The sequence below is a fragment of the Psychrobacter immobilis genome, from assembly GCF_904846065.1.
GTDB classification, from domain to species: Bacteria; Pseudomonadota; Gammaproteobacteria; order Pseudomonadales; family Moraxellaceae; genus Psychrobacter; species Psychrobacter immobilis_H.
Genome location: NZ_CAJGZV010000001.1, coordinates 598,683 through 625,658, shown reverse-complemented (window position 1 = coordinate 625,658; position 26,976 = coordinate 598,683). Strand labels below are relative to the sequence as shown.

Sequence of the window (26,976 nt, the reverse complement as noted above, 5' to 3'; positions counted from 1 at the left end):
TTCATTGATTGAATTGAGGACATGCCCTAACTTACTGTTAAAATTTAATAATCTACTGAGGAGTATTGGTTTTGGATAGATCGTTTTCTATGGCCTCACGTCCTGCTTGATGCAGATATTTATATATCCATGGCGACTTACCATAAAAAGCGCCATTTAACTGAGTTTGCTCTATCAAGTATTCACGAAATCTAAGATAAAACTCATTGTCTGGGCGGTTAGGTTGTTGCCAAAACTCATTCAATGGTTTTTGATCTATCAGCTTAGGCGTATTATAAATCGCGCGGCCCATGATCTTAGTAGGTTTTTTATGATAGACCGATTGCAAACCTGTCGTACTATTGATAGTTACCATCCCAATGCTATATTTCATCAAGGTTGGCAGGTGCATATCACAACCATAAAACACACGATCAGCCACTTGATAGCGTCTAGCCAAGCTAGATACCAGCTCGCGATAATCTCGATGACCACGATCTAGCGGATGATGCTTAAAGACTAGTAATTGCTTCTTATCAGCGTACTCTGCAAAGCTTGCAATAGACTCATCAATAAACTGCACCACATCGCGATAGTCACTATGATGCGTAATCTGCGAGTCATTATGCACTTGTAAACTAATTAAAAAATAATTATTACTTTGTTGTTTTGTCAGTTTATTTTGCAATCGCTTGTCAGGTAAATATCCACGCAGTTTACGCCATGGTGCTTTGAGCCAAGCTATCGCTTCTTGCCATGCTGTCATACCACGATAATGCGAATAGTGCGGATAGCGACTTTTGTAAATCCAAGCGATAATATAATAGACAATAGCAGCGATACTCAAACGATAAAAACGATTGTGGGTATACAGTGGTTTATCATTGGCTTTTTTGAGCGCCTTGATATCCGCCGTATTTAAGCGCGAATAGCCATTGATGCCATATTCTTGCAATGTAATATAATCTGGACGCAAGTAGCCTTCTTCAAATACGAAAAAAGAGGTGCCCAACTGCTCACTGACACATGCAGCTTGGGCATGATGCGGACGACAATCCCCAAAGCAGACGATCGCATCAATATCATTTTCTTGAACAAACAGCTGTAACCAAGAAGAGAATTGCGCTAACGTATCGGTGTACTCATACGTATTATCATGATGATAGAAGAATGCATCACCTGCATTAAAGTTAATCTTACTAACTTTAATATTTTGAGTTTGCAAAAATGTCGAAAAACGGTTGAAGAATCCGCCCATCTTTCCTTGTAACAGCAAGACGTGTCGATGAGTAAGCAAGTGAGACATCGAAGCTGCCATAGTATTGAATTACCATTAATGAGAAGATGAAGGATAAAAGCGTGAGTATTTATTAAACAACATGAATATTAAGCTGTGTGAATACACGTTAATCATCACTGATTATACCCAAAAACGCCATACTTGTCGCAGTGGATTTACGGCACAATTTTAGAGCAATCTAACGAGATAGTTGACGCAGGCGCTGCTGCCATTGATGACGCTGCTGCATAAAACGAGTCGTCGCTTGGCGTTTAAGCTTTGCAGGTAGTGCTGATAAAATTGAAGTCGCATGGCTAACCGAGCTATTTATAGGGCTAGATATTTGCGCTTGAGATTCTGTATTATGAATATCTTTAAGCAAAGGAGCGCTTTTAGGAGGGTATAAATAGTCAATCACTTGCTCTACTTGTGCAAGCCCGTAGCCATTAGGTAAACGATATAAGGGATAGCGAATAAGCGCACAATATAACAATTGCTCTAACGTTAATGCAGTGTCGCGTTTTCGTCTCTCTAAATAGTCAGCTTTCGGTGAAAACTGGGCATCAATATCTGCCGTTAACCCCCAACCAGCATAAAACGGTAAGCCGTAGCAAGTAACGTCTAAACCGCGCAGCAACGCCTCAAAGCCAGTCAATGAGCTAATCGTATGTACTTCATCAACACACTCTAAGCAATCAGGCATCGCGGTATCATAGGCGACGGCACTGACCTGTTGTAAAAAATCTGCGCTAACCTTACCAGCCCTTAGTCCTGCTTCAACGTCAGGATGCGGCTTATAAATAAGATAAGCCTCAGGGTTGTCTTGGCATACACGCTCAATCAAGCCGCTGTTGGTTTTGATGGTTGAACCGCAATACTGCACCGATAAATCATCTTCGACTTGACCGATGATAAGCAGACGGCGCTTGCCAGATACTCTAGCCTCATACATCCAAGAAGTATGCTGGTTATTGGCACTGGCGACATCAGCTCCAACATTGTATTTACTCACCCGCTGATTCAGCAATTTATCTTGCAGCTGTTGTACACGGACACTTTGCTGTGGGTTCAGTGCTTGACAATGGCGTAGCAACGTCTCTAAATCTGAGGGCTGGGTCGCATCATAATAAATACCTTTTTTATCTATGACGACCGACAACGGTGCTAACAACGTCGCGCCCAAACCATTTGAGCGGATAAACCCATCTTCCATACAGTATATAGACGGTATGGATAAATGTGGCTGTTTCTCAAGCTTACGCTGTAATTTATTTTGTACTTGCTGGCGTTTGGCCAAACCCCACACTAATAGAGGCTGCTGATAATCAACACGAAAATGATCAGGATGCAGTAAATTCTTTAGACGTGGCTTGGGTTTGATAAATAATGTCGTACGCGGTAGATTCGTAAAAGCTTTTACAAAGGGTAATTTCCAGCGACTAAATTCATATATCGTGAGATCCCCTTCAAGGCGCGCTTGCCAATATCGATTAGTCACTAACCATTCTATCGCTGTATCAATATCACAGGCTTGCTTGGTGGCCGGATCTACATAACGACTATAATCTATATAAGCGCTATAAAATAACGTTTCTAACGTCGCAGATGTTTTTTTAGCAAATGATATAGGAAACAACGCAGGATTTGAATGTCCCCTAGACTCTAGCTGTTTGCTGACAAGTTTTTGACGACGTTTCTCGACCGCTTTAAGCAGCTTTTTGGGTGCGCCGCTGTCATCAGTTAGACCCCAGCCACTATACCAATTGACTCCGAAGCAATGTACTACTTTACCTAAAATCAACCCTTCAAAGCCCATATGGGAGCTGACCGTATAAACATGGTCAACTTGCTCTAATAGCTGGATAGGATTGAGTGCTTGAGTTAATAACCGAACCTGCTTAGGTAGTTTTAAACGGGTCAGGTATCCTGATTTTGACGCAGGATGTGCCTTTATCCAAATATGGGCATGAGGATGATTATGACACGCAGATTTTAACATCTTCTTAAACTGACGTTTATCCGCGCCCGCACCGGTGATAGAAGCATCACCAACCACTTGGTCAATCAATAAAACATGCGATTTCAAGGGATCTGCTGTTGTATTAACACCGTCTTCACTTATCAATTTATCCAATGACGGACAATCGATCACTGCGTTATATTTACTGAGCTGCTCATTACAAATACGTGCCATCAAGTGCCGCGCGCGCGCGTCATCTATTTCATAATTATTGGGCGTAGTAGCATTTTTAGTACGCTCAATAATCAGCCGCTCAAGGCGTGAGTCATGCGTCGTATCAAAATAAATACCAAGGTCATCAACGACGACACTCAGGCCATGACGGCTACTAATACCAGAATCTAATGAGCGCAAAAAGCCATCTTCGACACTTAATATCTCAAGCTTTTGCCGCTTAGCCACGTTATTAGCTCGTTGATAGCTTTTTTTACGACCCCAACCGATAAAGGCATCGGGTTGCTGAAAAGAGAGAGAGGAATTGGACAAATGAGTTATCTGATTTTTTACAACCTTAGGTAATGGCAATGCAGACAGTAAAAGCGTTTTACCTACATTGATACGTTGCGGTAGACCTGACCACGGATACCAGCGCTGAATATCTGCTTGTAATACCTGAGACAAAAGTAAATTGTTTTGACGCATACCCTTACCAATGACCGCCAAGTGCTGTGGCAATTGGTATGGGGATGATGGCAAAAGCAGTGCATTATCAGAGTGAGAGGTCACTGCCACATTGACATCATCTGCCGCGCTTTTTGCCATTTTCAACACCCTTATTCATTACTTTTACATCAATCTATGCAGATGACTTGTTCTCTTGTTATACAACTTTTCAATAATGGTTATAAATCGAGAACCACTTTAGCAGCGATGGCTAATTGATAAACAATTTGCGATAAGCCACGCGCAATTTCTACGCGCTTAGTTTTGACTTTTGGTAATACCATAATCTCATCGCCTTGCTGGATACGATAAGCGGTATTGACCACCTCACTGGCGCCATTTTGATGGATAATCAAGATTTCTTTAACATCAGCATTGTCAGAGAAACCGCCTGAATTGGCAACATAATCACCAACGGTATAATCTGGATTAAAGGTCAGCGCGCCTTGTGCTCGTACTTGACCATTAACGGTAATGACAGACGTTTGCGCAGGTATCTCAATGATATCACCTTGCTGCAGAATAATATCCTGCCACGAATTCGGGACGACAACAATTTGACCCGTCGTTTTAACATTACGCGCTTTGGCAACAAACTGCTTAACCAACGCTGCATCGTCTTGACGCAGTGCTGCTTCTTCACGAGTGGTCGACTGCGTGGCAAGCGTCAGCTCTTCTAGGCGATCGAGCGACTCATTAATCATGCGTTTTTGTTGCTCAGCAACAGACTCACGATAAATGGTCAAATGAGTCAGTTTAGCGAGTGGGCTTGGCTGTAGCTGTGGCACGATGTCCTTTAAGCGAGCACCATATGGTACAACCATGGCACCATTACCTGTATGCGCACCTTTTACTTGCACCGCGATTGTGCCCGCATAACGATCGGAGGTAACTACCATCTGATCACCATTATAAACAGGCACGTTTTGAGCTTCTGCCAACGAGTAATATTCCGCCGTCTGTGCACGTCCTGCACTGCGAGTGATACTAACGTTGGTGGCATTCGCTGCTGGATTGGCCACTTGCAATACATCACCAATGGTCAGATCGTTCACATCAAATTCAAAGGTATATTCGTTTTGGACTTGACCGCCTACTTCAAAGGTTTTTTTCTGCGGCGCGACCGTAATCACATCGCCATCACGAAAAGAGAATGCTTGTAATTTACCCGCCAGTAGAAAATCATACAGGTTGACTTGCTGTAGCATCTGACCATTACGTTTGATTTGAATATCAATATAACTGCCGCGGGTTGGATCGACACCGCCTGCTCTATCTAAGTAAGATAATACCGAATCTGCTGCAAGACCACCGTAATAGCCAGGTTGTTTAACAAAACCTGTCACGAACACTTTCACTGGTTGCGCTTGCTCTAAGGACGCATAAACGCCAACATTTGAGCGGTAAATACGACTGACCGCACTTTTAACCACATTTTGTAGGCTGCCATTTTGCACACCAGAAATACGGACTGGACCCACATTGGGTAAAAATATATTACCTTGCGGATCCACAGTTGTGGTCGCGGCATATTGATACGCTCCCCACATCCGTACCTGTACATTATCGCCAGGATTAATCACATAGCTGTCGTTAAAGGTTGATCCTGAGGTCGTAGAAAACGCACCACGAAACAGCTGCTCACCAAACATCATATCCTGTGTATTAATATCTTGATAAGGACGGGTGGTATTGATGACCGATTGACTTGGCAAGCTTGCTGCATCAACCGCTTCTTGCGTGGTTGCCTGTCCTGGTACACCGCCAGCAAACGCTTGCGTTGACACATTAATATTGCTGCGGTTTTGGTCTTGACCCATGTTATTGTTGCTAGTACCAAAACTAGACCCTGCTATTTGATCAGCATAACTGCTTGCTGCCATTGCTGGCATACTAATCGTTGCCATAGCTAAACTTATCATCGTCACGATAGAACGTGGTTTCATATTCATGAGAGGTATTCCTTTGCAGATCTATCGATCATTACTGGTATCTGGTTTGGCAAATCGTTCACGATTATCAAGCAAATCAAAACTTTAACGTTTTATAGGGTAGCAAGTTAACCATTTACCCTATAAAAAATAAGTTCCAAGCTAGCTACGATGGTCACGAACCACTGCCATTACTAAACGTACAAAGCCATAAAGCATCAAAAGCAATGCAAGCGATGTCCAAATAATATAAATATGACGCGGATATGATGATTCTTCAGCCTCATAAGGGGTTGAGATCACAATCAAGTTTTTCATCTTTTTAAAGGCTTCTAAGCGTGCCTTCTCAAGCGACGATAGTGACAACTTATATAACTCAGTGGCAAACTCAACATCGGCTTTAATCGTCTCAAACTGTACGGCTTGACGGTTCAATTTGGTGGTATTCGGTGAAGTTAGTTTGGTTTGTTCTTGAGCAATTTGCTCTTCAACCGCTTTGATCTGACTTCTTAACGAAACCACTTGCGGCGCATCTGGGTTCAAATAGCTGAGCAATTGACGCTCTTCGGTGCGCAATGAGCTAAGCTGCGCTTGCAAGCTACCAATCAGCTGATTGACGATTTGCGCATTGGCTTGCGGATCATAAATTTCGTTTTTATTTTGATAGCTGAGCAGCTGCTCTTTGGCATCATTCAAGCGGTCTTGTGATTCATCAAGTTGTGTTTCTGCAAACACTAGCTGATCACGCGCGACCTCTTGTGAAATACGGTTTACGAATTGTTCAGACTCACTTAAAATCGCTTTATTAAGCTCAAAAGCATACTTCGAATCAAAAGCTTCTGTCGACACTGAAAGCACGTAGCTTTGTTCATCAAGATTGATATGAACACGACTTTTGAAATATTCGAGTAAATCTTCTTGCGAAGCATCAGGATCAATCTCATAGATAGGATCCGAACCATCCACATAATAAGCCTCGCGGAACTTAAACTTATTATCAAGGCGCTTCACCATATCATTAGACAAGATGTATTCAGTCAGATAAGTTGCATCTTCCTTACTGGTATTGTTCACCCCCAATAGAGCAGATAGACCACCACCAGATGGCACACTTGACTCACTGACTTGCTTTACTACTACATCAGCAGTCGAAACGAAACGTGGATGGGCAAGCGTCATGACATAAAAGATCACCAGCACCCAAGGGAGGATCACCAAGCCAATAAACAGCGAGAAGTCAATTATCTTATTTTTTCGCTTTGTGGACATGCTCTTCATATACCTCAATCGCTTCTGTTGTATCGTCAAAGACGTGTGCTGTTTGATCCATTAGCACAATACCAATATCACAATTACGCTTAATATCACCGATGTTATGCGACACTATTAAAAATCCTGCTTGCTCGCGGCGCGCTGCTAAAATCTCTTCACTACGCTTACGAAAAGCGGCATCACCAACCGCACCGGCTTCGTCGAGCATATAATAATCAAAATCAAAGGCTAAGCTTAAGCCAAAGGTTAAGCGTGCTTTCATACCTGATGAATAGCTTTTTACTGGCATATCAAAATAGTTACCAATGTCAGCGAACTCTTCGACGAAACGAATTTTTTCATCGATATAAGGCCCGCTTGAATAAAGACGACAAACAAAACGCACGTTTTGACGACCCGTTAAGCTACCTTGAAAGCCACCTGCTACGCCTACTGGCCAAGAAATAGTGGAATCGGTAATAATTTCACCACTATCCGGCTCATCAAGACCACAAATAATTCGCAGCAACGTTGATTTACCGGCACCATTTCGGCCAAGTAAACCCACATTTTTTTTATCACCAATGGTCAGGTTTAAATCTTTAAATAAATAATGCCGACCTTGCTTAGTCATAAATGATTTGGAAATATTTTTGATCTCGATCATTTATCTACCTATATTTTTGAATGACTATCAATAATACTAAGGAGAAAGCTAGCTACCTAACGAGAACGCAGCATATCTCTTTCTGTAAATTTATAAAGTAAAAGGCCAAAAAAATTAACACCGATCATCCACTTCAAGAAATACGTTATATCAATATGATAGGCTGGATAATTGGGAGCGAAAGCATGTCTTATGAGCTCAATATTATGGATCAGAGGATTGTATAATAAGTAACTAAAATAAGGCTCTGGAACTATGTGAATAGGGAAAACAATACCTGAGGTAAAGTAAAGTATCGTAAAAAATATTGTCACTACTTTACTAATCTCGCCACCATAATACCCTATTACCATCATAATTAAAGCGATGCCAAAGCTAAACATGAACAAAGTAATCCAGCAAAACAGTACGATATGCAAGTTTTCTAGATTGGCATAGATATTGAAAAAGGCCAAACCAGCTAATAGCAGTATAGAAGTAAAAAAATAAATGATTAACTCTAAAAATGAGCGGGCAATAATCACATCGATGTGTTTGATTGAACGATACATCAACAAGCCTTTATTAGCTTCAACAGCCCCTAATGCCCTAGTTGCTATTTTTTGAAACATACGAAACGGAACCATTCCTGCTACTAAGAACAAAGAAAAATCCATTCCTGGCACTAAACGCTCACGAATAGCGCCAAAAATAACCAAAAATATAAGAATTTGAAAAAGAACTTCTAGCGGCGCCCACAAATAGCCCAAACGGTAACCACCAAAGCGCGTTTGTAGCTCACGCATGAGCAGTGCATGAAATGCAGCACCCATGACTTTAAGGCCACTACGATGCTTAATCGGACGATAAGGGGGTAATTGTACAGACATAGCGTTACAGGACTTTACCGAAACAGCCCCTATGATAAGTAAGCGGGACATAAGTTACAAGAATTAATCTGTACCTAAACAGATAAACCTATGATTTAGCAAGAAAACAGTAAGTAATTATAAGCGATTATTTATTTAAATGACTGTATAACAGAGTTTTCACTTATTTATTTTGGACAAAAAAAAACCAATCACAACGGATTGGCTTCTTTAATACTGCAAGTCTTACTATAAATGGTGGCGATGAAGAGACTTGAACTCTTGACCTCACGATTATGAGTCATGCGCTCTAACCAGCTGAGCTACATCGCCATTTAAGGCTCGGTATAATACCGATAGAAGCGAAGGACGTCAACCCCTAATTATCATTTTCTGCAAGAAATAGGAATTTAATTCAAATTAATGGCAAATACTTATACTACTAACGATAAAAACGAACAATAAAAAAGTTGGTAAACCGATAAGCCGGGTTCTGTCGTGGACAATCATTCCTCTAGGCGCACAATCGCTCGTACGCTCAAGCAACCTACCCGCATCGAACGCGGGCCGCGCCATGCCGATGCCTATTTGGTCTTGCTACGCGTGGAGTTTACCATGCCGTGAGATGTTGCCATTCACGCGGTGCGCTCTTACCGCACCCTTTCACCCTTACCGATAACATCTTGCGATGCTAAAGGCGGTCTACTCTCTGCTGCACTGGTCGTCAAGTTACCCTGCCCAGCCGTTAGCTGGCACGCTGCCCTATGTAGCCCGGACTTTCCTCCCCTGCTCATCTGTTGCCAGTGTGCAGCGGCGATTGCCTAGTCTACCAAGCGCGCTAGTATAGCAAACATATCGACTAATTGGGAATGAGTTTTCTATTTATTTGCAGACTTGAGATAAAAGCCTATTTTGCGATAGAAAAGAAACCACACTCATAAAGCTTTTAGACGAAATCGACTGGTAAAGACAATGAATAGCTTTTTGATAACGCCTCATAATTGGCTTGATGACTGCCATCTATATACGGTATCTGTAACCAATGCGCTTTGGGGTAATTTGCAGCTAAATAATTTTGTAAAAAATCCATGGTACTATTTGCAATCTCAGCATCCGTCTGAGCAGCATTATCATGAATATGATTATAAATAACACTATGAACTTCTAGACCGCGAAATTTTATCGCCTCCAAACTAAGCAAGGTATGGTTGATGCTACCAAGCCGACCAGAAGTGACCAAAACAATCGGATAGCCTTGAGCTGCAATATAATCTAAGGTTAATAATTGCTCAGTTATTGGCACGAGCAATCCACCAGCACCTTCTAAGAGCACCACATCGTAGCTTTGTTGCAATTGCTGCGTCGCTTTAGTAATCAATTCAGGATTAAGAGTTTGCCCTGCAAGCTTGGCAGATAAATGCGGTGACGCAGGCTTCTCATAACGATATGGACAAGTGGTGAAATTGAGGTCGCAAGGTTGCAACGGAAGGCTCATCAGCTGACGATGGATAATAATATCATCAGCAATTCCTATCTCGCCACTATCTAGATTTATTGCGACACCAGTTTGCACCAGCTTTTGGGTAATGACATTGACGCCTTGATGCATCAGCGCTTTGGCAATCATACCCGTCGTATAAGTTTTGCCGATGTCGGTATCGATACCGGAGATAAAGAGAACGCTCATTCTTGACCTTTTTGCGTTAAATAAATACTGACTACTTTTAATAGCGATTGACATAAAGTCAAAAGCTCAGTATTCGTGATGATATAAGGCGGCATGATATAAACCAGTTTCCCAAATGGTCTGACCCAAATACCATTCTCAATCAATAAAGCCTGAAAGATTGGCATACCAACCGCTTCATTTAACTCAATGACGGCAACTGCGCCTAGACAGCGTACTTCCTTAACACCGTCTAGCTTTGCTGCTACAGCAAGTTGTTGTTCCATTATTGTTTGGATATTTGCTGTACGCGCTTCAATATCATAGGAGAGTATTAAATCAATTGAGGCACAAGCGACGGCACAAGCTAGCGGATTGCCCATAAAGGTCGGACCGTGCATCAGTGCCGGATAATCACTTTGGCTAATGGTATCGGCAATGTTACGCGTACATAAAGTCGCCGCAAAAGTCATATAACCGCCAGTTAATGCCTTGCCAATCGTCATGATATCAGGGCTGATACTCGCATGCTCACAAGCGAACAGCTTGCCACTACGTCCAAAGCCTGTGGCGATTTCATCAGCAATTAATACAACATCATATTCATCACAGAGCTTTCGCAACAGTTGTAAGTATTCTGGGCTATAAAAACGCATGCCGCCTGCGCCTTGAATAATCGGCTCGATAATAAAACCGGCGAGCTGATCGCTATTTTTATCAAAGAAATCCGTTAATTCATCATATTCAGACTGGCTAATATCACGCTCAAAGCCCATTGGCGGAGCTGGCACAAAATGCTGCATCGGTAACTGTTTACCATACAAGCTGTGCATGCCATTGATAGGGTCGCAGACACTCATCGCATGCCACGTATCACCATAATAGCCAGAATGGGTCGAGGCAAATTGGCACTTTTGCGGACGCTTAGCGGCAATTTGATATTGCAATGCCATCTTTAATGCCACTTCTACCGCAATGCTACCGCTATCTGCATAAAATATGGCATCCAGTCCAGCAGGAACGATTGCAAGCAGCTTTTTACCCAAGTCTATCGCGGGTTGATGGGTCAAACCACCAAACATGACATGCGCCATTTTACCCAACTGATCAATAATTGCCGCGTTTAGTTTGGGATGATTATAGCCATGGACGCTCGCCCACCACGATGACATACCATCGATCAAGCGCGTGCCGTCTTCAGTAACGATATAAATACCATCAGCGTGATCAATCACAATATTAGGATAAGTCGGCGGTAGACTAGCATAAGGATGCCAGAGATGTTGCTGGTCAAAGTCGTTCGTTGATTTCGTAGATAAGAGTGATGTTGTCATATTTTATTGACCAGTAATGCGTTTATATTTTGACAACAAATCGCTTTCGGTCTCGACATGATTGGGATCATGAGGGATGCAATCCACAGGGCAAATGACCACGCATTGCGGCTCGTCGAAGTGCCCGACACATTCGGTGCATAAATCAGGGTCAATCACATAAATATCATCGCCTTCTGAGATGGCTTCGTTTGGGCAGGCAGGCTCGCACACATCACAGTTGATGCATTCATCAGTAATTAATAACGCCATAGACTGCTCCTTATATTTTGCTTATAGCACTTGTATCGGTGGCTTTGAGGATTTCGATGCGTTTAAATATTCAACACATCTTCATTGTCAGCAGGTATTTTGCTATTTAAGATTGAGTTTTTCAGCAAAAGCTTGTGACACACATGGCGGGACAAATTTAGTCACATCACCACCGAGTTTGGCGATTTCTCGAATCATTGTCGATGAGATAAAGGAATAATTCTGCGATGGCGTCAAAAACACTGCTTCAAAGTTTTCATCAAGCTCACGATTCATATTGGCCAGCTGAAATTCATATTCAAAATCTGACATCGCACGCAGACCTCGTAAGACAGCAGTGGCATTTTTTTCACGCATAAAGTCAACGAGTAGACCTTCAAAACCCACCACCGATACTTGCGGCAAGTCAGCAAATACTGTCTCGACTAAGGCGACGCGCTCCTCAAAGTTAAATAAAGGCTTTTTGTGATGTCCTGAGGCAACCGCAATAACGACCTCATCAAACAGTTTGGTGGCGCGTGTGACCAAGTCCACATGACCATTGGTAATAGGATCAAAGGTACCAGGATATAAAATCTTGGTATGCAATTTCGAAGAAGTAGAGTGGCTCATAGCGTGGCTAATAGGGTCAGTAATATTAGGCTATATGCTAGCAAATTTTGCTCAAACTTAATACTTATCGTCGATGCATTTGTAAATAGTTACCGCCTTAAACTCACTTAATGTACTCAGTCTTCTGTTTGCGCCCGATTGCTGTGTACCCACCTTAAATGACTTCGACTATATTGGCTACATTTGTCCTAATAGCCGACTTACATTTTTGTTAGAGGCTTTGCTACAATAGGCGGTTCGACTCATCCGTTTTATAAACCAAATAAAGGACAATACCATTTATTGAGTTAGGATGAGGAATCAGTAGGAATAGTCATATAAGGACTTTGTATTTGTAGGCAGTCCTTATGGAGAAATTATGTCAAAAAAATCAAAAAAACCAGAGAATCAAATTTGTGCCAATAAAAAAGCTCGACACGAGTATTTTATTGAAGAAACGTTTGAGGCAGGATTGTCGTTACAAGGTTGGGAAGTAAAAGCCATTCGCGCGGGCAAAATGACCATTACCGAAGCTTATATTATCTTTCGTAATAATGAGGCATTCCTGTTTGGCGCGCATATCCAGCCGCTACTATCCAGCTCGACGCATGTCAGTCCTGATAGTATACGTACCCGTAAACTGCTGCTTAATCGCCGCGAAATCGAAAAGTTAATGGGTGCAGTCAACCAAAAAGGCTATGCCTGCGTGCCATTATCCTGCTATTGGAAAAACTCGCTGGTGAAATGTCAAATTGGCTTGGCATTGGGTAAAAAACAGCACGACAAACGTAAAACGCTTAAAGACCGTGACTGGGAACGTGATAAGCAGCGTGGTTTTAAGAAGGATTTAGATTAAAGCCATCTTTCAACAGATTGGTGTTAATCTTAAAAAAACGGACGATTCAACTTTATGCTGAATCGCCCGTTTTTATTTATTCGATTACTCTTACTTATTAACTTTCAAACAACTGGCGCAATCTTTGTCGTTTGCGATTGTTTATGAGCACTGCGTAATTGACGTATACCGTGCATAATCAGACAGATAATACCGAGCCAAATCAAACCATAGCTATAAATCATCGCTGATTCAAACGGATTGCCCAGTACAGTTACGGCTAAGATAAATAATAATGCAGGCTCTAAATAGCTCATCATGCCATAGACATTTACTGGCAGCATTTGGCTGGCATCCACATTGGTTTTCATGGCCAACACGCTCATGACACCAAGTCCCGCCAGCATCAGGATAAAAAAGCCAGAACCGCTCACTAAGCTTAAACTGCTCGGTGCGAATAAAAACAAATAAGCCACAGCAAATGGTGCGAATATCGTTAAATCAACCAATAATCCAGTCACCGCGCCAATCCCTTGCAGACGACGCAAAATATAATACAGCGGATACGTGCCGCAGACCCAAAGCGTTGCCCAAGAGACACTTTGCGTACGGATAATTTCACTGCCGACTCCTAATGCAGCAAATGCAACCGCCAACCATTGCAAACGGCTTAATTTTTCACCAAATAGCACGCAACCAAATATAACCATCATCAGCGGAAATAAAAAATAACCCATCGCGGTTTGTACGCCCTGCCCATTGACCGGTGCCCACATAAATAACCAAAACTGGCTTAAGAATATCGGTGTCGGCAATAGTAACCACGCCCACTGTTTAATTGATACTAGATTTTTTATTTTATTGACATGCAAGCCTAAACGTCCACTAACCAGTAGATAGCATATCAATGCCGCCCACATTGCTAGCATCCGCCAGATAAAAACTTGCGTACCTGATAACGGCGCCAAAAAGCTGCTGTAAGCATACAGCACGCCAAATAAAAGGTTCGACAAGATTGCTAGTATGACGCCCAAAATTAATGTGCGTTGCTGTGCGCTACCCGCTGTCCAAATCGCTGGCAATGGCAAGCGTGAGACAGTCGTTGCGAGCGTATTTGCGAAGACAGTAGAGAGCATTGAAGTAGACATAAAATCACCGTAAGTTTAAATAGATATTAGAAAACCAGCTGTGAGCTTTTACTTGTTATGGTTAAGCTTTGGTTGCTAGGCTTTAATTGCTAAGTTTTGATTGTTAGACCTTGATTAATAGCGCCTATTTTACTGAGTGTCGCTGAGAGATTATTGCTATAAAAATTTATTTATGAATAAATTTATCTTTTATAGCCTTTGAAAATAAATATTTTCTTATATTTTGACTTATAGTGATAATAATTATAAAAAATCTAGTGAATGAAATGCTTTCTAAAAGAGAGAACACCATGAGCCAAGTTTTAGATGATATCGATAAAGCGATTTTAAATTTATTACAAGACGATGCGACCTTGCCATTAAAAAGGGTGGCAGAACAAGTGCATGTGTCTATCGCTACTGCCCAGCGCCGTATTCAAGCATTAATCAGCAATGGCGTCATTACCAAGCAAGTCGCTATCGTTGACCCAAATAAGGTTGGTTACGGACTGACCGCGGTGGTGATGATAGAGATGGCGCGCTCAAATACCTCGATGCAACATCGGTTTGAGCGCTTGATGAATGCGCAGCCACAGGTGATGAGCTGTTATGAGGTGTCTGGTGATGCGGATTTTATGTTGATGGTCAATGCCAAAAATATGAGCGATTACCATCGATTCACGACTGGTTTGCTCACCTATGAGAATAATGTGCGCAACTTTAAAAGCCAATTTGTGATGAACTTTACTAAAAGTGGCACAAAGATTTTGCTCGATTAATTTGATTATGAAAACTGCTTGGCTGTTTAATTAAAAGTAGATAAGTCGCGGTCAAACAAGGTACGATATCAACGAAAGTTTGGCAGTAAATAATAGATGCCGCACCAGTAGTCCATCGCCTAGTAGACAAGGAAGCCTTACCATGACTAAAAACACCCGTACCATTAGAAAAGAAGAAAGTAATAATCCAGTACTAAAAGCATTAAGCTTTAAGACAGTGATATCAGTGGCGTCCCTTGCGGCATTGCTCGCCAGCTCAGGCTGTGCCACTAGCTCATTATTAGACAGTGACAATCGAGTCAGCAAAACGACAACTAAAAGTGTGTTGTCTGAAGATCAAATCGTAGCTTTTGGTCGTCCTGCACAAGCATTGCCAAAAATGCCCAACGCGACCATGGTAATCGTCGGTGAAAAAAACAGCTATGTGCTGACCCAAGGTGGGACAGAGATGGTGGGTTTATTAACCAACTTAACGCCAAAAAATATCCAAGTCGATAACGAGATGAACTTTTATGTGCCCAATAACGATGGGTATTTTCAGGGTGAGATGAAGCTGTCTTATGCCAAACTAAAAGATGAATTTAAACGTTCTGACTATCAGTTCTTTTTGCAAAACAACGGCAAAGAATGTACCTCAGCCAGTGACCAGCGTATCAATGCTCAGCGCTTTTGCTTTAGCGTTCCTGTCAAAGGTGCTATCTATCCGCAAGTAAGTAACCTCAGCTTAATCCAATCCAATTATCGCCCTTTAACTAAGCCTTATACGGTGAGCTTTTATACCCAAAGTCAGCAAAATCAAGTGTCTCGTAGTGGCGCAAATACAGCTCAGAAGCTGGTTTTATTGCCTTTTGCCTTAGCTTTTGACGTTGTCACTTTCCCATTTCAGTTATTAGAGTAGCAAATCCTTACTATAAACGATGATTTGAAATAAAGATGCGCTTAGTTCCTAGAAGCCTTTTTATTCATAGATTACTTAAACTATCAATAACTTATCGCTAATCGTTTATGACATCATGAAGACAATTCATGTTAAAATGAGCGCTTTTAAATGAGCCGTTAATATTTTTAATGAATAACGGCTTTTTTTAGTGCCATTTTTCTAATTAACAGGTCCGCTCATGTCTGCCGATACCATCGCCCGCACCGCCTTTAAACAAGGCACCAAACCACTTTACGACTACGACAAACATTGGGCAAGCTGTTACGAACCTGCGCCTTATTTGCCAATGAGCCGCAAAGAAATGGACGATTTGGGCTGGGATGCCTGTGATGTCATCATCATTTCAGGCGATGCTTATGTCGATCATCCAAGCTTTGGTATGGCGATTATCGGTCGTCTACTAGAGTCACAAGGCTTTCGTGTGGGTATCATTGCTCAGCCCGATTGGAAGAGCAAAGATGCGTTTATGGAATTGGGCAAACCTGTCTATGCTTACGGCGTGACCGCAGGCAACATGGACAGCATGATCAACCGCTATACCGCCGATCGCAAGATTCGTAGCGATGATGCGTACTCGCCGGGCAACGTGGCAAATAAACGCCCTGACCGCGCCGCTATCGTCTATAGCCAGCGCTGCCGTGAAGCTTATCCTGATGTGCCAATTATCTTAGGCGGTATCGAAGGTAGCTTACGCCGTATCGCTCATTATGATTACTGGTCGGACAAAGTCCGCCGCAGTATTTTGATGGATGCCCGTGCCGATGTTTTATTGTACGGTAATGCTGAGCGCGCCATCGTCGATGTGGTACATGGTCTGTCTAAAGGCTATAGCTTTGAGCAGATGAGCAAATTGCGCGGTACCTCATATCTATTGACGCCAACGCGCCGCCATTGGCAAGACGATATGACTGAAGTTGCTAGTAATGACGTCGATACCGTGGGCCGTGTTGACCCGATTATCAATCCGTATGTGATGACCGAAGACGTGGATCAATGCTCAATCGAGCAAGACAAACCCAGCGATTCACCGGTTGGGCAAGCGCTCTCAGGAATGGCTTCACAGTATCCGGGCTTTGTGTCTGAACCAGTTGCCAATAAAATTCTAAATGCCGAGCAAGTTGACGAAGAAACGCAAGTGGTGCAAATGCGTGGTTTTGATAAGCCAATGACGGCGCGTAAACATAAAATAAAAATGCCACCACGTGAAAAGACGGTCATTCGTCTGCCTGATTATGAGCACGTCAAATCTGACCCTGTTTTATACGCTCATGCCAGCCGTATCTTACATCTTGAGACCAATCCAGGTAATGCCCGTGCCCTCGTGCAACGTCATAGTAGTGGCGCTGGTAACTCACACACCTCCATCGATGTCTGGCTCAATCCACCACCGATTCCGCTCTCGACTGAAGAGATGGATTATGTGTTTGATTTGCCGTACGCACGTTTGCCGCATCCAAGCTATGGCGATGCACGCATCCCTGCTTATGACATGATTAAATTTTCTGTCAATATCATGCGCGGCTGTTTTGGTGGTTGTACTTTCTGCTCAATCACTGAGCACGAAGGACGCATTATCCAAAACCGCTCGGAAGAATCTATCCTACGAGAAGTCGAAGCCATTCGTGATACCGCACCTAACTACACTGGCGTTATCTCTGACCTTGGCGGGCCAACGGCCAATATGTATCGTCTGAGCTGTAAAGACGAGACCATTGAAAAGAATTGCCGTAAGCCGTCTTGCGTCTATCCTGACGTCTGCGAAAACTTGATTACCGATCACAGTAATTTGACCAAGCTGTATCGCAAAGCCCGTGATATCAAAGGTGTAAAAAAGATTCTTATCGCCTCTGGCTTGCGTTATGACCTAGCGGTGAAAGATCCAGAATACGTCAAAGAATTGGTCAGTCATCATGTCGGTGGTTATCTAAAAATTGCACCTGAACATTCAGAAGAAAACGTCTTATCGAAAATGATGAAGCCGGGCATGGGCAGCTATGATAAATTCAAAGCCATGTTTGAGCAGTACAGCCAAGAAGCTGGCAAAGAGCAATATCTGATTCCTTACTTTATCGCCGCGCATCCGGGCACGAAAGATGAGGATATGATGAACCTTGCGCTGTGGCTAAAAAGCCATGGCTACCGCGCTGACCAAGTACAAGCGTTTTATCCTAGCCCGATGGCGACAGCGACCACCATGTATCATACGCACAAAGATCCACTGCATAAAATCAGCCGCGATGAAGGTGACATGGATATCGTCAAATCGGGTAAGCAGCGCAAATTGCATAAAGCGTTCTTGCGCTATCATGATCCAAAAAACTGGGTATTATTGCGTAAAGCTCTGCAAGATATGGGTCGTGGTGATTTGATTGGTAAAAATCGTGGCTGCTTAATCCCGCCGTTCAACGCCAGTTTAGAAGGGCGCGATGCGGCACAAGACAGCTATCAATCAGCGCGTAAAAAGAACAGCCGCCTAGGTAATGACTCGGTGAAGCGTAATAATAATTCGTCAACCAATGGCGCATCCGCTAAAGGCGCTGCGAGTAAAAACACGGTCAGCAAAAACACCAAAAAGCGCGTGAGCAAAGGCAATTTCCAAACCCAGCATACGGGTCTGCCACCGCGTAAAACCAAGTAGCTAAAGCTCTGTATCTCATTGCTAAATGCAGATGCTTAAACGAGTGACGAACACTTATTTAAGCTCATCAAAAAAGCGTCTATCGGTCAAAAGATCGATAGGCGCTTTTTCATTTCAATCGGTTTATTTTTAATAAATCCACAATCAAAGCTCAAATACCGACCAAAATGCACCAAATGATGCGTTACATTAGTCAGTGATTAAGTAACTTAATGAACACGTAACAAACAATTTCTAACATTCTTCAAGCGCTGTTTTCGTTACCATATGCGCTATATGCTTAACGCATTATTAAAAATAAATACATTATGATTTTTATATCTTTGGAGAATGCCATGAACACCCTAACTAAATTTGCTGTTGCCCTACCTACCCTTGCCCTATTAAGTGCTTGTGCGACCACAGCTCCTACTACGCCAAATGCATCAAACACGCCTGCATCAGAAAGCGTCACCGATGCCGCTTATGATCGTATGGCACCAGCACCTTATACCTGTACTGACGACAGCACCATCATGGCTAAACAATCTATTAATAAAAAACAAGTGATGCTCAATGCGACCTTGCCTAAAGTAAAATGGGCTGAGCAGCCAATCATCTTAAATGGTGATGTGCAAGGTGATACCGCAAGCTACGTTAATGAGTCAAACCCAGAAGCTGTCTATGCATGGCATATGAAAGGCGACAAAGGTATTTTTGCCATCAAATGGGCAAACGGTAAAGAATATCAAGTAAACTGCCAAATCTAGTTAGCTAGCTATAAACAGTCTGCCAGTTGTAAAAAACTAGCTACTTATAAAAAACAGTCATCATAGGATGGCTGTTTTTTTTGCGTGTTGATTAAGCAATAATGGCGCTGAATGTCTGTATAAAAACTGACATCAAAACCACAGATTCAGGTAAAGCATTGATTAGAATGAACGGTTTGCTGCTTTTGTCTAGAGAAGCATCAAGAAACCTGTCAAAATAGCACTGATAGGACATTGTCTATGATTAATAATACTAAGGATACGTCGATGGCTAAGCGCCTAATGAATATGATGATCATCGCTACTGCCAGCATGTGGGCACTGGCTGGCTGCGACAACAATGCTGAAACTGCCGCTCAAGCTTCTGAGCCAGCGGTGGCGACCGCAGACTCGTCAACGACAGCCACTAAGACTATCGACTGGGCTGTCATGGCGAGCGGTGAGAAGCCCGCTGACCCTGCCAATTATCAATATCCGTTTGCGCTTGATAGCCAAAATGTCCGTGATTATGCAGAATATTTCAAAGTGGATAATGCCACCGCTCAGCATAATCTGACCGTGAGCATGGCGAGCAATGAAGCACTATCGAAAGCCTTGGATCAGCTGAGTGAAAGCTATGTTTCACATGAGCTAACCGATGGCAATGAGATGAAACTCATTATTCATACTACGCCTGATATCGCTGCCAGTAGCTATGATTATGTGCTGTCTGATGACTTTGCGAAAGGGTTGGTATTGCCTATCGTGATACAGCCAGATGGTAAAAAAGGTGAAGCGAAGGCACATGGAGAGATGGCGGAGTAGAAAAGCCTGTAGCGTATGTTCTGATTGGTAAAACATACGCTACTAGAAGATATTAAATCTGACGATATGGATTGTTTGAGAGTTCAATTTTGACATTTGTATCGCAGAGCAGCTTTGTTAAATAAGGCTGATATTGTGTGGCAGCAGGGGCTATATATAACTTGTCGAGATGGGATTTTACGTCAGGTTCATACTCGACGTATAAAAATCTACCAAATTCCATTTTTACTTCAGGTCTATCAAGTGAAGTAATATAAATCATTCGGCACTCTTGCTCCTCTTGAAATGCAGAATGTTTAATTAGATACTTCAATGGCAAAAGAATTTCATCCAATAATACTTCAAGTGCATTAGATTTATCTAATGAAATATCTCTGATTTTTGTATTTTCACTAACAATCTTTTCATAATCATTTTTTAAAATATTGAAAGACTCTATAAAATCCTTGGTTTTTTTAGCCATTTCATTAGAGTAATGTTCCCAGCTCTCCTCTGCAAGGCTTTTCTCTATATCCACCCTATCTTTATCTATTATAGTTTTGTTGCAATCAAACTCGCGATAAAAAGTAAGCCTGTTACGTTGTGCCAATTGAATATATCCACTTTCTGGATCTAAGTAAATGCAACGCATCACTGGCTTTTTACCTATTAAATTATTATCAAATTTGTCTTCATTCTCAATATTCTCATAACCAAATTCAGGAGAAATGTGTTTTTCTCTTAATTTTTGAGAAAAAGAGTCAATTGATAGAAATGAAAGTCCACCAGAATTATTATCTTGAAAAAAGTTCTGAGTAAAAACCAGACTAACACCAGAAGCTTCTAGGTAATCTTTCTTACCGTAAAGTCGGAATTGATTCAGACTATCATGATTAAAAGTAAAGCAACTAAAAAAAGCATGAAACCTTTCGTCAAAATCTGTAGGATTATAAATTATACCCTCTTCTTTATTCAGAAATAATTTGAGCAACTGTCCTTCACTAGGATCATTCATATTGCTAATAGTATTTAAACGTAATTTTTTGGCAGGCTCTTTGCTGCTGGCTTCACTTAACAAAATATTAGCCACATCAGTACTATAGTCAGCTTAATATAAAATCGATACAGCCCATATCATGAAACAGTTTAGGTAGATTATTCTCCATCCATCCTTGGCGTAGAAATTTAGCCTGTGCCCACTTTTTCTCGATAGGGTTCAGATCAGGGCTGTAGGGTGGTAAAAATAAAAGGCGATGGCCGTGTCTATTAAGCAGCTTTTGTACTCGTTTATGAAAGCTTGCGTTATCCATTACGATTACGCACTTGGTTTTTAGGCTCGGTATTAGCGTGTACTTGCACCAGTTATAGAATACATCTCCATTGATGTTTTTTTCGAAGTAATCAAGTGCAAATAGTACTCTTTCGTACAGGGCACCAATGACGTTGGTACGTTTTTTACCTTGCCAGTTGTAGCGATCGATACAAGGCTTACCTATCGGAGCATAGCCATAAGGCCTGATGGTCTCATGCTCAAAGCCACTTTCATCCATATAAACAATGGGATAGCCTTGAATTATATAATCACTCAAGTGATTGAGATACTTAGCTCTTTTTTCCAGACAGGCTTTTGGATGCTCTAGTGTCTTTTTTTTGGCTGATGTTTAATCGTTTTAAAGCATGATGAATGCCGGTTTTACTACAGCCCAGACGATTTGCGCGCTCATATTGATAGTCATCAGGATACGCTTTGACATCCTGAAGCAAAGCGTCATCAGGTATTTTAGTCGGGGCTTTATCTCGCCCTTTCTTAGGCTCTAAGTTCTGTCTCCAGCTATGTATAGTACTGGTGCTAAGCGTGTAAAAAGCAGCAGCTTCTCTAACAGTCAGACCATTATCGATGCTAGAAAGAACCTGTTTACGATAGTCGATTGAATAAGTCATGGTTTATCTAAATAGTTGATTAGTTTTTATGTGTTGTATCGGTTTTATCTGAACTCTACTATAGTATAATGAGCGAGCTTTCTTTCAGCACTTTGATTATTACTATTTGAATCTATAAATTTTATTCTTAGAATATCAACTGTTTTTAAAATCCTTTCAAAAAACCTTAAGTACTGTATTCTTGAAGTTTTATCACTATCCTTTCTTAATAAATCACATATTTTCATATAGCAATGCGACTCGTAAGAAAAAAACTCTTTTGCAATTAAAAAATGTTTTTTGGCTTCAAGAGCACTTTCCTCAACATTCTTATCAATAAGAGCTTTCCCTATTTCGAACTGAGCACTACAGAAAAAGTTTAAGCCATCAGAACGTCTTATTTTACTCCATGCCTCCATTGCTCCTGCAAACCTACCTCTAGATTTTAACAGAACTCCGGTATTAAATTTCGCTCTAGCATATAAATCCGTATTATCAGAACGCTTGATATTACCCCATACTGATAAAGCTTCTGCTACATCATTTTGCTTTATTAAGACTAGTCCGATATTAAATTGTGCAGCAAAATATACATTCTCATCATCACAATACTTAATTTTTCGCCATGCATTTAACGTTTTCTGACTATCTTTCATCTCTTGAAATAATATGCCAATGTTAAACTGCGCTCTAGCATACGCTGCTAAATCATCAGAACGCTTAATGTTACCCCATACTGACAGAGCACCTTGCAAATCTTTCTTCTGTTTTAAAACTAAACCAATACCAACTTGTGCCTTAGAATATGCAGGTGGATAATCTTTACGCTGAATTGCTTCCCACGCTAGCAAAGCCTTTTCAAAATCCCTTGCTCTTTCTGAAAGAAATCCAATATTACACTGTGCTTTAGCATATGTTTTTACATCATCATAACGTTCTACAGTACGCCATTTAGCAATTGCTTCTTCGTCACTGACATTTTCTTGAAGTATTTTTCCTATGTTAAATTGAGCATCTGCAAAAGCCTCTCCTCCATCTTTCTCACGCGTCACTTTCTGCAATTCTTCAATTTCTTTCCGTGTTGCTTCGTCCAAACCTTCCATATCATCAATACTCATAACCTACTCCGCAACCAACGCCAAAAACTCTTCTTCACCCACTACTTTAACGCCTAGTTTCTCTGCCTTTACCATCTTCGAGCCAGCTTTATCCCCTGCCAGCAGCGCCGTGGTTTTTGCCGAGATACTGCCTGAGACTTTTGCACCAAGTGCTTGCAGCTTAGCTTTGGCCTCATCACGCGCCATGCTATCGAGCGCACCGGTGATGACCCACGTTTGCCCATCGAGTGGTAGACCTTCTGATGCGACTTGCTCAACCTTATCCCAGTGCACGCCAGCTTCTCGTAATGCCGTGATCACTTCGATATTATGCGGTGCGCGGAAGAATTTATAAGCAAGTTCAGCGGTGATCGCACCGACGTCAGGCGTTTGCAGTAGCTTATCGATGTCAGCAGCCATTAATACATCAAGGTCGCCAAATTGCTGCGCCAAATTCTGCGCCGTCGTCTCACCGACACCGCGAATACCCAGCGCATAAATAAAGCGCGCGAGTGTTGTATGCTTACTGGCTTCGATAGCACTGAGGATGTTCTGTACCGACTTTTCGCCCAGTTTCTCAAGCGTAATCAGCTCGTCTTGATGATTGTGCAACTGATAGATATCAGCGACTGTCTTCACCAAGCCATGCTCAAAAAAGCTAATCAACCAACTTGCGCCTAAGCCATCGATATCCATTGCCCGACGCGAGACAAAGTGGATGAGCGCCTCGACCTGCTGCGCGGGACAAAACAGCCCACCACTGCAACGCGCCAACGCTTCATCTTTGGGTAATACCACAGGCGAGTCGCATACTGGGCAGGTCGATGGCAATGTAACGGGTTCAGAATTTTCTGGACGCTGATCTGTCCAAACACGGGTCACTTTAGGAATCACATCGCCTGCACGGTGGACGCTGACCATATCGCCTGCGCGCACATCCAAGCGCTGAATCTCGCCAAAGTTATGCAAGGTGACATTGCTGACCGTGACGCCGCCGACTTTCACGGGTTCTAATTTACCAACGGGCGTAATCGCGCCAGTGCGTCCGACTTGCCACTCGATAGCGTGCAAGCGGGTCATGACGGTTTCGGCAGGGAATTTATAAGCAGTCGCCCAGCGCGGCTCACGCGATAAAAACCCAAGCTGCTGTTGCAACGCCAAGCTATTTACCTTGATGACCATGCCATCAATCTCAAACGGTAGCTCGCCACGTGTCTCCTTTACCGATTCATAATAGGCTTGAGCCTCGCGTGGATTTTGCACCACCTCGACTGCACTGACGGTAAAGCCAATGGTTTTTAGCCATGCAAGCGCTGCTGATTGGGTTTTGATATGTTCAGGTAACCCTTGATTGACTGAATAACAGTAAAATGCGAGCGGACGGCTAGCAGCAATGGCGGGATCTAGCTGACGCAAACTTCCAGCAGCGGCATTGCGTGGATTGGCAAAAGTTTTGTCGCCCTTTTCTTCAGCAAGGCGATTCAAACGCTCAAAACCCGCTTTCGGCATCAGCACTTCACCGCGCACTTCCAATAATGGAATCTCGCTTGCAGCCGCGAGCCAAAGTGGCAAATTGCGAATGGTTTTGGCATTTTGGGTGATGTCCTCCCCGGTTTGCCCATCACCGCGTGTCACCGCTTGGACAAACTTGCCATGAGCGTATTTGAGTGACACCGCCAAGCCATCAAGCTTTAGCTCCATCTCATATTCAGGGTTTTGCTGTGCATCGTTGAGGCGATCATTCACGCGGCGCATAAAGCCATGTAACTCATCATAATCAAAGACGTTGCCAAGCGAGAGCATAGGAATATCATGAGTGACTTGGATAAAAGCCGATAGTGGCATATCGCCAACTTGATTGATTGGGCTGTCTGGCTGTACCAAATCTGGATATTGTTCTTCAAGCGCCAATAAAGAGCGGCGTAACTGATCGTATTCGCTGTCTTCTAAAATGGGATCATCAAGCACATAGTAGGCATAATTGTGCTGCTTGAGAGCATCGATAAACGTGCGCATCTGGGTGACGATAGCGTCATTATTTTTTATAGGATTGGCAGTATTGATGTCTTTATTAGTGTCTTTATTAATGTCTTTAGAGGTAAGCGGTGAGATAGGGTCAGTCATAGTCGGCGTCTTTTTCTTTGCAATTCAAGATGCCGATATGATAACAAGTTTGTAGGATGCTCGGATATAGTCGGTTCAAGATAGTTTAGATACTGTGTCAGGCTCGCTCAGTCTACTATGTGTAGTACTTTCTCTCACCTTCCTTGTATCTAAACTATCTTGAACCGACTCTAGCATTTTGCAGAAACTAAAGCCCATTAAAAAAGGCAAATAACGTCAAGCGCTATTTGCCTTTTAGAATACTGCTAATATGAATCAGCTTTTATTAATCAACCTGTATTCATACATTAAAACTAACCTTCATAATCGCGGACTTGATTACGCAATTGCTGCTTGTATTCAGGGGTGATTGGTTCGTTCTCTTCATCGAGCATAATGGCGTCCAAATCACTTGCCATCATATAAGCAATACTCATCATACTATCGAAGCTACGCAGCGCTTGTGGATGCGGCAAAGATAAGAATACTACCACACCATTATAAGTATTGGTCGCCACGCTATGCGGATCAAAAGGCGCGATACCACTATCAGTGATACCCATCATACTGAACCATAGCATGCCCGTGCCGTCTTTTTGCTCATAACGATGGAACATGTTCATCGCGCCATAGCGCAGACCATACTTATCAATTAATGCCAATAAATCACGACCACGGATAATTGCGGCTGGACGGTCGCGATATTGATGCGGCAAAATAGTGATATTAATATTGTCTTTGGCATTGATGAGTGGACCGTTTTGCGCTTCATCCACTGGCTCTGAGAGATGCTGATCGAGTATCGGACTGTTATTATCGAAGCTTGGCTCGTCTGCGGTATCAATAGAGGGCATCAAGCTGTCAGTTGCAGACATCAGGCTTGAAAACGCATCCTGCTCTTGCTCGATATGCATCTGCTCAGCGGCTTCTGCAAACTCGCTGTTGTCAGCACGCTGCTGCTCTGCTTGCCAGCGCACATAGTCAGCATCATCTATTGTGTCAGTATCGGTGTCATTAACATCCGCATGCCCAGCTGTCAGCTGCGTATCAACATGGGTATGAGATTGGGTCAAAGGCTCGTCTTCGACCACCGCATTTAGATAACTGCGATCAGGAGCGATACTTGTTTCGCCAGCGACTGTATCGTCTAAGTCTGGCTGATCGACGATATTGCGTTCATGACGCGGTATGATAGGAATACCGTTTTTATCATAATTGACCGCTACCGCTTCAGCATTATTGCGGCGCTTAAAGCTACGAATGACCATAAATAGCCCTGCAAGCATGATAAATGCGGCAATGGCAATCAATATAAACTGAATAGCGGTCATAAGAGATACATCCTAATATATGACAAAAGGGAATACATAAGAGGGAATAAATGGCAATAGTCTAGCATGGCTAATGAATATCGTCACCATATAGTCATCGTTTACCGTGAGGCTGACACACTTGCGTGACGTTGTAATATTGTCACATCATTTCTAACTATACCACCGACAACTGCTGCCAGTTATCAATTAT

General features: G+C 42.5%; 23 protein-coding genes, 1 tRNA gene and 1 other RNA gene. 6 read left to right on the top strand and 19 right to left on the bottom strand.

Features of this window, described 5'->3' with window-relative positions; all coding sequences use genetic code 11:
• Positions 1–52: 52 nt before the first annotated feature.
• The 12 genes from JMW64_RS02665 to coaD form a co-directional block, all read right to left on the bottom strand.
• Positions 53–1,297, bottom strand: a complete 1,245-nt coding sequence (locus JMW64_RS02665) for a capsule biosynthesis protein (RefSeq protein WP_201552839.1) — start codon at positions 1,295–1,297, stop codon at positions 53–55.
• Between the two features lie 160 nt (positions 1,298–1,457).
• On the bottom strand, positions 1,458–4,040 hold the full coding sequence (locus JMW64_RS02660) for a capsular polysaccharide biosynthesis protein (protein WP_201552837.1): 2,583 nt from the start codon (positions 4,038–4,040) through the stop codon (positions 1,458–1,460).
• An 80-nt stretch (positions 4,041–4,120) separates the two neighbouring features.
• Positions 4,121–5,893 (bottom strand): polysaccharide biosynthesis/export family protein, encoded by a 1,773-nt coding sequence (locus JMW64_RS02655; protein WP_201552834.1) that lies wholly within the window; start codon positions 5,891–5,893, stop codon positions 4,121–4,123.
• Positions 5,894–6,034: 141 nt separating this feature from the next.
• The gene (locus JMW64_RS02650) at positions 6,035–7,141 is read right to left on the bottom strand and encodes a capsule biosynthesis protein (RefSeq protein ID WP_227694041.1); all 1,107 of its coding nucleotides are present in this window, start codon (positions 7,139–7,141) and stop codon (positions 6,035–6,037) included.
• The gene (locus tag JMW64_RS02645; RefSeq protein WP_201552830.1) at positions 7,119–7,790 is read right to left on the bottom strand and encodes an ABC transporter ATP-binding protein; all 672 of its coding nucleotides are present in this window, start codon (positions 7,788–7,790) and stop codon (positions 7,119–7,121) included. The genes JMW64_RS02650 and JMW64_RS02645 overlap by 23 nt, the downstream gene beginning before the upstream one ends.
• Before the next feature lie 56 nt (positions 7,791–7,846).
• Positions 7,847–8,659, bottom strand: a complete 813-nt coding sequence (locus JMW64_RS02640) for an ABC transporter permease (protein WP_201552828.1) — start codon at positions 8,657–8,659, stop codon at positions 7,847–7,849.
• Positions 8,660–8,894: 235 nt separating this feature from the next.
• Positions 8,895–8,971: transfer RNA gene (locus tag JMW64_RS02635), tRNA-Met, on the bottom strand.
• A gap of 133 nt (positions 8,972–9,104) precedes the next feature.
• Positions 9,105–9,471, bottom strand: an RNA gene (gene rnpB, locus JMW64_RS02630) — RNase P RNA component class A.
• A 113-nt stretch (positions 9,472–9,584) separates the two neighbouring features.
• On the bottom strand, positions 9,585–10,325 hold the full coding sequence (gene bioD, locus JMW64_RS02625; protein WP_201552826.1) for a dethiobiotin synthase: 741 nt from the start codon (positions 10,323–10,325) through the stop codon (positions 9,585–9,587).
• Positions 10,322–11,638 (bottom strand): adenosylmethionine--8-amino-7-oxononanoate transaminase, encoded by a 1,317-nt coding sequence (bioA, locus tag JMW64_RS02620; protein ID WP_201552817.1) that lies wholly within the window; start codon positions 11,636–11,638, stop codon positions 10,322–10,324. The genes bioD and bioA overlap by 4 nt, the downstream gene beginning before the upstream one ends.
• Positions 11,639–11,641: 3 nt before the next feature.
• Positions 11,642–11,890, bottom strand: a complete 249-nt coding sequence (locus JMW64_RS02615) for a YfhL family 4Fe-4S dicluster ferredoxin (protein WP_021814308.1) — start codon at positions 11,888–11,890, stop codon at positions 11,642–11,644.
• Positions 11,891–11,992: 102 nt separating this feature from the next.
• The gene (coaD, locus tag JMW64_RS02610) at positions 11,993–12,502 is read right to left on the bottom strand and encodes a pantetheine-phosphate adenylyltransferase (RefSeq protein WP_201552815.1); all 510 of its coding nucleotides are present in this window, start codon (positions 12,500–12,502) and stop codon (positions 11,993–11,995) included.
• Between the two features lie 358 nt (positions 12,503–12,860).
• Here coaD and smpB point away from each other — a divergent pair, with 358 nt between their 5' ends.
• Positions 12,861–13,337, top strand: a complete 477-nt coding sequence (gene smpB / locus JMW64_RS02605) for an SsrA-binding protein SmpB (RefSeq protein ID WP_011512728.1) — start codon at positions 12,861–12,863, stop codon at positions 13,335–13,337.
• 104 nt (positions 13,338–13,441) lie between these two features.
• Here smpB and rarD read toward each other — a convergent pair whose 3' ends face one another.
• A complete protein-coding gene (gene rarD, locus JMW64_RS02600; RefSeq protein WP_201552813.1) occupies positions 13,442–14,464 on the bottom strand; it encodes an EamA family transporter RarD in 1,023 nt (340 codons plus the stop codon).
• Positions 14,465–14,754: 290 nt separating this feature from the next.
• Between rarD and JMW64_RS02595 the strand changes: the two genes are divergently transcribed.
• The 5 genes from JMW64_RS02595 (at position 14,755) to JMW64_RS02575 (ending at position 20,353) form a co-directional block, all read left to right on the top strand.
• Positions 14,755–15,222, top strand: coding sequence for an Lrp/AsnC family transcriptional regulator (locus JMW64_RS02595; protein ID WP_201552811.1), 468 nt, complete (start codon positions 14,755–14,757; stop codon positions 15,220–15,222).
• Between the two features lie 142 nt (positions 15,223–15,364).
• Positions 15,365–16,120 (top strand): YidX family protein, encoded by a 756-nt coding sequence (locus tag JMW64_RS02590; protein WP_201552802.1) that lies wholly within the window; start codon positions 15,365–15,367, stop codon positions 16,118–16,120.
• Positions 16,121–16,340: 220 nt separating this feature from the next.
• The gene (locus tag JMW64_RS02585; RefSeq protein ID WP_201552800.1) at positions 16,341–18,800 is read left to right on the top strand and encodes a YgiQ family radical SAM protein; all 2,460 of its coding nucleotides are present in this window, start codon (positions 16,341–16,343) and stop codon (positions 18,798–18,800) included.
• 335 nt (positions 18,801–19,135) lie between these two features.
• The gene (locus tag JMW64_RS02580; RefSeq protein WP_045443583.1) at positions 19,136–19,549 is read left to right on the top strand and encodes a hypothetical protein; all 414 of its coding nucleotides are present in this window, start codon (positions 19,136–19,138) and stop codon (positions 19,547–19,549) included.
• A gap of 240 nt (positions 19,550–19,789) precedes the next feature.
• Positions 19,790–20,353 carry a hypothetical protein gene (locus tag JMW64_RS02575; RefSeq protein ID WP_227694039.1) on the top strand — a complete coding sequence of 188 codons (564 nt, stop codon included), beginning with the start codon at positions 19,790–19,792 and terminating at the stop codon, positions 20,351–20,353.
• Positions 20,354–20,405: 52 nt separating this feature from the next.
• On the opposite strand, the gene JMW64_RS02570 is transcribed toward JMW64_RS02575, so the two are convergent.
• The 6 genes from JMW64_RS02570 to JMW64_RS02550 all read right to left on the bottom strand — a co-directional run bounded on the left by JMW64_RS02570 (position 20,406) and on the right by JMW64_RS02550 (position 26,783).
• Positions 20,406–21,422, bottom strand: a complete 1,017-nt coding sequence (locus JMW64_RS02570) for a DUF2971 domain-containing protein (RefSeq protein ID WP_201552798.1) — start codon at positions 21,420–21,422, stop codon at positions 20,406–20,408.
• 13 nt (positions 21,423–21,435) lie between these two features.
• Positions 21,436–21,951, bottom strand: coding sequence for an IS630 family transposase (locus JMW64_RS14045; RefSeq protein WP_227694225.1), 516 nt, complete (start codon positions 21,949–21,951; stop codon positions 21,436–21,438).
• Positions 21,935–22,273, bottom strand: a complete 339-nt coding sequence (locus tag JMW64_RS14040; protein WP_227694015.1) for an IS630 transposase-related protein — start codon at positions 22,271–22,273, stop codon at positions 21,935–21,937. Before JMW64_RS14040 ends, JMW64_RS14045 begins: the two co-directional genes overlap by 17 nt.
• Positions 22,274–22,317: 44 nt before the next feature.
• Positions 22,318–23,370 (bottom strand): tetratricopeptide repeat protein, encoded by a 1,053-nt coding sequence (locus tag JMW64_RS02560; protein ID WP_201552796.1) that lies wholly within the window; start codon positions 23,368–23,370, stop codon positions 22,318–22,320.
• A 3-nt stretch (positions 23,371–23,373) separates the two neighbouring features.
• Complete coding sequence (gene ligA / locus JMW64_RS02555; RefSeq protein WP_201552794.1) at positions 23,374–25,473, bottom strand: NAD-dependent DNA ligase LigA; 2,100 nt, start codon at positions 25,471–25,473, stop codon at positions 23,374–23,376.
• A gap of 293 nt (positions 25,474–25,766) precedes the next feature.
• Positions 25,767–26,783, bottom strand: a complete 1,017-nt coding sequence (locus JMW64_RS02550) for a cell division protein ZipA (RefSeq protein WP_201552787.1) — start codon at positions 26,781–26,783, stop codon at positions 25,767–25,769.
• Positions 26,784–26,976 lie beyond the last annotated feature (193 nt).